At 40.1% G+C, this 1,438-nt stretch carries 1 pseudogene; it reads left to right on the top strand.

Going from position 1 to position 1,438, the window contains the following annotated elements:
* A pseudogene (locus tag L2764_RS27175) lies at positions 1-1,078 on the top strand (hypothetical protein); the annotation flags it as partial.
* Positions 1,079-1,438 lie beyond the last annotated feature (360 nt).

The raw sequence follows: 1,438 nt of genomic DNA, 5'->3' as shown, positions 1-1,438 counted from the left end.
AGCCCAAGGCCGAGTCAACCCCACTACCACAGTCGGCGGCATGGTAATCAATGATAATGCAGGACTGGAAAAAGAGGCTGATGTACTAGGCGCTAAAGCACTGCAGATGAACCCAAAAGAGAATAAAAGTAGGGCTGTAGCTAATTCTATTGGACAGAAGAAAAGTAATGGTAAGCAAGGTTTTTCGTTTGTGGATAATCGACCTAATGCTGTTTTACCCTATCTGAACAATTTGAGCGATGTAAATTCTCAAAAAATAACTCAATTACAGCTAAAAGAAGGGATATATGAGATAAAGGAAGAAGCAACGCTTCGCAAAAATGATTCACCGAAGTATACAAAAATAAGAGACCTAAAGGTTCCTGAAAAAATACTGACAGAGAAAGCACCTGGCGGTGCGCAATCCAAATTCAAGCTTGAAACGAAGGTGCCTTTGATAAACCTTAGCATAAGTGGAAAGAAGGAGCATACATGGTGTAAACCAATATCCATTGTCGGTTCTGGCCCAGGGTGGGTGAACGATGATAAGTTAAAGTTGCATAGTGATTTAGCTCAAAATAACTATGCTAAACCTGCGGATTTTTCTAATGGCTTAGAAAATGACGAAACCTTAGGTGTCCCTGGTGGTGAATTTAGAAAGGGAGTCGAGGATGATAGGGCAAAAGGCCTTAATATGGGAAAATATCGAATCGGTACGGAACCGACAATTACAATACCAGGCGTAGCCGGCTGCGCAGCAATTCGAGTCTCGGTTTTCAATGATAATTTAAACACTATCATTTTATCCGGTTGGCTGCACTCGGGAGGGGCAGAAGATAATGGAACTCGACCATTATTAACCATGCTTGGACAAATCCTCGACAAAGTAAATTCACAAAAAACGGGTGATCATGCAAGCTCGCAATCTGAATACACATGGAGATTCTTGGAAAAGACACGAACTGCAGAAGGGGCTTCATCTCATTCTTTAGTTAAAAAGTCTTTCATTGAGTTTTGTTATAGAAATAAAATTAAAAACACAATAGAGAGCAATGCTCTTCCGTCAGGTGATGCTTTATATATCAGTATTACAATTTGAATATATGGGGAAGGGATATGTCTTTGATTTTACCATCTGTCTATCGGGATAGGGCGAGGCCTCGCAGCCTCGCTCCCACGGGGTTTTCATGAGTATTTTTGGTTCTGTCGCAAATAGCTTTTTTTAGCTAATTTAAAAAAATTAAAAGTTTTAAATACAAAAAGTTACAAACGCTAAAAACATCAAAAAAAGCTATTTGCGACAGAACCGTTTGCTCAACCTCATTCCGAATAAAGAATAAGCAGAGGGCTTTCACCTCCAATCTTCTACCGATTTATCTCGGCGCACTGGGTGTCTTGGTTAGTCTTTCCCTATTCTAAACCCGTAAAGCCACTTAAAGAGTCACTTTACGGGTTTAGA

It is taken from the genome of Shewanella surugensis, assembly GCF_023284005.1.
In the GTDB taxonomy this organism is placed as follows: domain Bacteria; phylum Pseudomonadota; class Gammaproteobacteria; order Enterobacterales; family Shewanellaceae; genus Shewanella; species Shewanella surugensis.
Note: the sequence above shows the minus strand (reverse complement) of the source record. Positions and strands in the feature narration are given on the sequence as shown.